This window comes from Halorubrum sp. GN11_10-6_MGM (assembly GCF_005435165.1).
Taxonomy (GTDB): Archaea; Halobacteriota; Halobacteria; order Halobacteriales; family Haloferacaceae; genus Halorubrum.
On record NZ_SGUC01000065.1, the window covers coordinates 1 to 6,076 of the forward strand.

The following is a 6,076-nucleotide window of genomic DNA, read 5'->3' on the forward strand; positions in this document are numbered from 1 at the left end:
GCGAGGGACCGATGGGCGGCGCGGACGGCGACGGGATGGCGGGCGAGGAGGGGGAGGGGCTCGGCGGCCTCCTCGGCGGCACGATGCCGGGCGCCGACGAGGCCGCGGCGATGCGCCAGCTGCTTGAGTACCTCGACGACCCGCGGTTCGACCGCGTCGTCGTCGACACCGCGCCCACCGGCCACACCCTCCGGCTGCTCCAGCTCCCGGAGATCATGGACTCAATGCTCGGTCGCGTGATGAAGCTGCGCCAGCGCTTCTCCGGGATGATGGACGGGATCAAAGGGATGTTCGGCGGGGGCGACGACGAGCCCGACCCCTCCGCCGACCTCGAAGAGCTCCGCGAGCGCATCGAGCGCCTGCGGGCCGTCCTCCGCGACCCCGCCAAGACCGACTTCCGAGTCGTGATGATCCCCGAGGAGATGAGCGTCGTCGAGTCCGAGCGGCTCGTCGCCCGCCTCGACGAGTTCGGCATCCCGGTGAACACGCTCGTCGTCAACCGCGTGATGGAGGGCGTCGGCGACGTGACCGGCGGGGACGGGGCGGCCGGGATCGACCCCGACTGGGTCGTGGAGCCGAACCCCGACACCTGCGAGTTCTGCGCCCGCCGCTGGGAGGTCCAGCAGAGCGCGTTGCGGGAGGCGACCGACCTGTTCCGCGGCCGAGAGGTGAAGCGCGTCCCTCTCCTCGCGAACGAGGTGCGGGGCGAGGCCGCGCTGCGGGTCGTGGCGGCCTGTCTGCGCTGAGAGCTAGCCGCCCCGCCTGCTCTCGACCGCTCCCGCCTGCTCTCGACCGCTCCCGACTACTCGGGCGCGCTCCCGAACAGCCGGTCTCGGACTGTCTCCGCGACGCCGGACAGGTGCGCCTGTCCGAACAGCCCCACGAGGACCGCGCCCGCGGTGTTGTACGTGAGATCGAGGACGGTGTCGTCGAGGCCGTGCTGCGCGAGCGGCATGTCGATGCCCGTCTCGGTCGCGACGATGTCGAGCCCGAACTCGAACAGCTCCCAGAGCACGCCGAACGCGAGGACGACGACGACGATGAACGCGAACGAGAACCGCGGCGGGATCCGGATCTCGTCGCTGTGGAGATCAACCGCCCGGAGCGTGGTGTACCCGACGGCGGCGACAAGCGAGGCCGAAAGCGAGTGGGTGACGTGGTCCCACCACTCGATCCGGGCGTAGAACCCGGCCGACCCGACGGTGTGGAGGAAGACGGCTGAGGTGATCCACAGCGCGAGCCACGGGTCCAAGGGGAGGTCGTACCGTCGTTCGAGGGCCGCCGGGATCAGCGTGACGAGGAAGGCGATGATCCCGTTGCTGATCGCCTTCTGCTCGCCCGCGAGGAACCCGTACGCGACGATCGCGACGAGGAGGACCTGCATCGCGCCCGTGATCCGCCGCTGCGACGCGAGCGAGGGACGCGGGAGCGCGATCATCGCCGCACCACCCGGCGGATGGCGCCGCCGAGGCTGCGACCGCGTCGCCGGAAGTAGCCGTCGAAGAGGAGCCCCGCGACGAGCCCCGCCAGCGTGACGTAGAGCCACTCGATCATCAGCGCGTCGTTGGTCGTCAGGTACGTCGTCCCGACGCGCTGGTCGAGGTTCCAGCGCAGCACCGTCCACACCGCCGCCGCCGCGAGCGTCGCCATCACGACGAAGACGACCGCGAACCAGTGGGTCACCCGCAGCGCCGTGAACATGTGGAGGTCGACGGTGATCACGAGCGCCAGCGCCGCGATGGCGATGTAGGTCGCGAACGTCCCCAACTCCCCGCCGAAGAGCGCGCGCACGAGGACCGGAAGCAGCGCGAGCCCGACCAGTTCCGCCGGGAGCATCGCCCGCCAGTCCCGAGCCGCGGCCGTGGGCGCGAGCACGACCGCGCCGAGCCCGACGACGATCGCCGCAGAGAGCAGGTCGTAGTCGAGCGCGCTCTCGACGAGCACGCCGGCGAGAACCGCGATCATCGGCCACGCGGCGAGCGCGTTGAACCGTCCGTCCCGGACCAGTCGAGCCATCCGGTCCTCGACGCTCTCCGGGTCCGCGGACTCCGTTCCGGCGACGTCCGACTCGGCGTCGGCGGAGTCGTCCTCCGTCCCGCCGCCCTCGACGTCGTCCGCCTCGACGGCGTTCGTGTCGGCGTCGCGGCGTCGATCTCCGTCCATGTCCGGTACCGAGGCCGGGGAAACTAATAAGCGGTCGCTCCGAGCGGCGACCGCGACGGTCCCCCGCCTCGGACCGTCTCCCACCTCGGACCGTCCCTGCCTCGGACCGTTCGCGCTTCCGGCAGCCCGGGCCGCGCACCGGACCGTCTCCCGCCTCCGGCAGCCCGGGCCGCGCACCGAACGGACGCCCTTTTAGGCGGTACGGCCCTGTAACCGGTATGAACTGCCGGCGGTGTGGCACCCCGATCGAGAAGCCGGGGGACTACTGTCTGACCTGTAACACCGCCAACGCCGACGCGGTCATCGCGGAGTTCGAGGCCGACCGCGCGCGCCTGACGATACTCGACGAGGACGACGTGGTCGGCGAGACGACGGTCACCACGCGCCCGGAGGACGCGGAGCGGCTGACCGAGGTCCAACTCCGGAACTTCGCGGGCCGCGTCGCCGACGAGATCCGCCGGAAGCGCCCGGAGACCGTCTACGCCGCGGGGGAGCGCGAGCCCCTTCGCGAGACGCGCGCGCAGCTCCACCACGAGTTCTACCGCGTGCCGGACGGCGGCGGGAGCGAGAACAGGGCGACGCGGGACCGCGAGGACGACGGCCGGGCCGAAGGCGACCGCGAGCCGGACGTGAGCCCGGTCGTCGCGTGGGTGCTCGACCGGCGCGGCGACCGGTCGCTGGCCGTGGTGGAGACGCCGCCGCGCGAGAAGATCGGGGGGTCACACTCCACGCTCATCGGGGACCGCAAGGGGCGGAAGGCGGTCCAGACCGTCGCGGAACACCCGCACGTCAAGAAGATCGTTCCCGGTCCCATCGACGCCGGCGGGACGGGGTCGCGCACCGGCCTCCGAGCGAAGGCGACGCGCGCGGGGACCAACGGCAACGTCCGGCTCCTCCTCCGGGACGGCTCCAGCGTTCAGGAGAACCGGATCGTCACCACGGCGATGGACCGCGAGACCGGCGAACGCGTCCGCGAGGACCTCAACGAGGCGCTCCGCGACGCGGAGCTTCAGGACGCGTAGCCGCACGATCGGCGTCGACGAAACGCGTCGGTCGGCGTGGACGAAACGCATCCATCGTCGCGCCGGTCGGTGTTCGGATCTGTCCGTCGGTGCGCCGATCTCGGGCGTACGGCGCGGAACTGCCCGCTAGCGCTCGCCTCTCTGTCGCGGGGTTTTTCACGAAAACGGGCGTTCCGAACGGTGTGAGTTCCCTGGTCTCGCTCGGCGCGGGCGTCGTCTTCGGACTGGCGCTCGCGGCCCCGCCCGGTCCGATGAACGCCGTGATCGCGGAGGAGTCGGTCCTCCGCGGCCGCCTCGCCGGCTTCCGGGCCGGCCTCGGCGCGGCGACCGCCGACGCGGTCTTCTTCCTGCTCGCGTACGTCGGCGTCGTCGCGGTCGTCGAGTCGTTCCCGCTGCTCCGGGCGGGGATGGTCGCGGTCGGCGGCCTCCTCATGCTGTACTTCGCGGTCGACGCCGCCCGCGGCGCCCGCGCGTCGTTCCGCCCGACCTCGGGCGACGAGCCGGCGATCGAGGCGGGGAAGGGGTTCCGTAAGGCGCTGGTGCTCGCGCTGACGAACCCGTATCAGGTGCTGTTCTGGCTGACCGTCGGCGTCGGGATGATCCGGCCCGGCGAGCTCGACGTCCTCTCCCGCCTGCCGGTGGTCGGGGCGGAGCTGGCGGGGACGTTCGTCGTCGCCACCGGGTCGCCCGCGCTCATCGGCGGGTTCTTCCTCGGCGTGCTGACGTGGATCGTGGGGTTCCCGGCCGGACTCGTCGCCGCGGAGCGGCGGATCGAGACGTTCGCGCCGATCGTCGCGGTCGGCTCCGCGGTCGTCCTCGCGGGGTTCGGCGTCTACTTCCTGTACGACGCGGCGACGACGGTCGGCGTGCTGTCGGTCCTCGTCGACGTCGTCGAAGCGGCGTCGAGCGGACCGTAGCGACGGGGTCGCGGCCGGGCGTCTCCGGCTCCGCGGCGCCGCGCTCCGTCCGAGAATCCGCATCTTCTAGACCCTCCGGTCGCGTAGCTGAGCCATGTTCGAGAAGACGACGTGGATCAAGCTCCCGCGGAACGTCCTCGTGGGACACGACGTCCTCGACGACCTCGGGGAGGCGGTCGGCGAGCTCTACCTCACCGGGCGCCCGCTGATCGTGACGAGCCCGACGCCGAACGACATCGCCGGCGACCGGGTCCGCGCGCAGTTCGACGACCCCGCGACCGCCGTCGTCGACGAGGCCTCCTTCGACGCGGTCGAGGAGCTGAAAGCGACCGCCGAGGCGGTCGACCCCGGCTACCTGATCGCCCTCGGCGGCGGGAAGCCCATCGACATCGCGAAGATGGCCGCCGACCACCTCGACGTCGGCTTCGTCTCCGTCCCGACGGTCGCCTCCCACGACGGCATCGTCTCCGGGCGCTCCTCGATCCCCGAGGGCGACACCCGACACTCCGTGGCCGCGGACCCGCCGCTGGCCGTCGTCGCGGACACGACGCTGCTCGCGGAGGCCCCGTGGCGGCTCACCACCGCGGGCTGTGCGGACATCATCTCCAACTACACCGCCGTGAAGGACTGGCGGCTCGCCAAGCGCCTGCGCAACGTCGAGTACAGCGAGTACGCGGGCGCGCTCTCCGAGATGACCGCGGAGCTGCTCGTCGAGAACGCCGACATGATCCGGCCGGGCCTAGAGGAGTCCGCGTGGGTGGTCGTGAAGGCGCTCGTCTCCTCGGGCGTCGCGATGTCGATCGCTGGCTCCTCCCGACCCGCCTCCGGCGCCGAACACCTCATCTCCCACCAGCTGGACCGCATCGCGCCCGGCAAGGCGCTCCACGGCCACCAAGTCGGCGTCGCGTCGATACTCACCGAGTACCTCCACAGCGGCGAGAGCGGGCGGTGGGACGCCATCCGCGACGCGCTCGCCGAGCTGGACGCCCCGACGACGGCGAGCGAGCTGGGAATCGACGACGCCGAGCTGATCGCCGCCCTGACGAGCGCCCACGAGATCCGCGACCGCTACACCATCCTCCAGGGCGGGATCAACGAGGAGGCGGCGATAGAGGTCGCGACCGCGACGGGCGTCATCGAGGACTGAGACGCGCGCGATCGGGCGTCATCGAGGACGGAGGCGCACGCGTTCGATCACGGCGTCCGGTCGTGTCCCCCTCCGGCGACGGGCGCCGCGCTCGAAAGCCAGTTAACGGTTCCGGCACAACTCCCGCCATGTCCACGGCCAGCGTTCGCGACCGGGCCAAGGAGCGGGCCACCGCGATAACCGTCCTCCTCACCGTCGTCGGCTACGGCGCCGTCGGCGGGGTGTTCCTCGTGCCGGAGTTCCAGGCGCTGTTCCCGACGCTCACTCGGGGGACCGTCGACCTGCTCGCACACGCCATCGCCGTCGTCAACACGATCACCGTGATCAGCCTCTCGCTCGGCTGGTACTGGATCCGCAACGACGAGGTGAAAAAACACGCCGCCGCGATGACGACCTCGTTCGGCCTCATCCTCCTGTTCCTCGCCATGTACCTCCCGAAGGTCGCCGGGGGCGGCACCAAGGAGTTCGTCCTCGACTCGTCGTACGCGTGGGTCCCGCTGTGGGACCCAGTGTACCCCGCGTACCTGATCATGCTCGCGATTCACATCGTCCTCTCCGTCGTCTCGGTCCCGGTCGTGCTGTACGCGATCGTCCTCGGGCTGACCCACACGGAGCAGGAACTGCGGACCGAGACCCCCCACCGGCGCGTCGGCCGGATCGCCGCGAGCGCGTGGATCCTCTCGCTCGTCCTCGGCGTCGTCACGTACGTCCTCCTGAACCACCTGTACGACTCCACGTTCGCGGCCGCCGAGGCCGCGACGGTCCTCCTGCCGGCCGTCCCGGTCTGAGCGCTCGCCCGGCGACCCCTGTCGTCCCCGCCCTCGACC

At 71.5% G+C, this 6,076-nt stretch carries 7 protein-coding genes; 5 read left to right on the plus strand and 2 right to left on the minus strand.

Translation table 11 applies throughout. The annotated features are described in order from the left end of the window. Window positions 1-746: TRC40/GET3/ArsA family transport-energizing ATPase (locus EXE46_RS15935; RefSeq protein WP_158413965.1), on the plus strand; the 746-nt coding region annotated here is incomplete at its 5' end. Between the two features lie 56 nt (window positions 747-802). On the opposite strand, the gene EXE46_RS15940 is transcribed toward EXE46_RS15935, so the two are convergent. Continuing rightward, entirely contained in the window at window positions 803-1,438 is a 636-nt protein-coding gene (locus EXE46_RS15940) for a hypothetical protein (RefSeq protein WP_137689326.1), read from the minus strand. Continuing rightward, window positions 1,435-2,163, minus strand: a complete 729-nt coding sequence (locus tag EXE46_RS15945; protein ID WP_137689327.1) for a hypothetical protein — start codon at window positions 2,161-2,163, stop codon at window positions 1,435-1,437. Before EXE46_RS15945 ends, EXE46_RS15940 begins: the two co-directional genes overlap by 4 nt. Before the next feature lie 218 nt (window positions 2,164-2,381). Here EXE46_RS15945 and EXE46_RS15950 point away from each other — a divergent pair, with 218 nt between their 5' ends. The 4 genes from EXE46_RS15950 (at window position 2,382) to EXE46_RS15965 (ending at window position 6,037) form a co-directional block, all read left to right on the plus strand. Further along, complete coding sequence (locus EXE46_RS15950) at window positions 2,382-3,185, plus strand: DUF2103 domain-containing protein (protein WP_137689328.1); 804 nt, start codon at window positions 2,382-2,384, stop codon at window positions 3,183-3,185. Between the two features lie 182 nt (window positions 3,186-3,367). Beyond that, window positions 3,368-4,102 carry a LysE family translocator gene (locus EXE46_RS15955; RefSeq protein WP_137689329.1) on the plus strand — a complete coding sequence of 245 codons (735 nt, stop codon included), beginning with the start codon at window positions 3,368-3,370 and terminating at the stop codon, window positions 4,100-4,102. A 94-nt stretch (window positions 4,103-4,196) separates the two neighbouring features. Then, complete coding sequence (locus tag EXE46_RS15960; RefSeq protein WP_137689330.1) at window positions 4,197-5,249, plus strand: NAD(P)-dependent glycerol-1-phosphate dehydrogenase; 1,053 nt, start codon at window positions 4,197-4,199, stop codon at window positions 5,247-5,249. A 128-nt stretch (window positions 5,250-5,377) separates the two neighbouring features. Continuing rightward, window positions 5,378-6,037: a DUF420 domain-containing protein gene (locus EXE46_RS15965; protein WP_137689331.1), complete on the plus strand. Its 660-nt coding sequence runs from the start codon at window positions 5,378-5,380 to the stop codon at window positions 6,035-6,037. Window positions 6,038-6,076 lie beyond the last annotated feature (39 nt).

Coding starts and splice junctions, on each gene's coding strand:
- EXE46_RS15960 (WP_137689330.1), top strand. CDS start 4,197: ATGTTCGAGAAGACGACGTGGATCAAGCTCCCGCGGAACGTCCTCGTG.
- EXE46_RS15965 (WP_137689331.1), top strand. CDS start 5,378: ATGTCCACGGCCAGCGTTCGCGACCGGGCCAAGGAGCGGGCCACCGCG.
- EXE46_RS15945 (WP_137689327.1), bottom strand. CDS start 2,163: ATGGACGGAGATCGACGCCGCGACGCCGACACGAACGCCGTCGAGGCG.
- EXE46_RS15950 (WP_137689328.1), top strand. CDS start 2,382: ATGAACTGCCGGCGGTGTGGCACCCCGATCGAGAAGCCGGGGGACTAC.
- EXE46_RS15940 (WP_137689326.1), bottom strand. CDS start 1,438: ATGATCGCGCTCCCGCGTCCCTCGCTCGCGTCGCAGCGGCGGATCACG.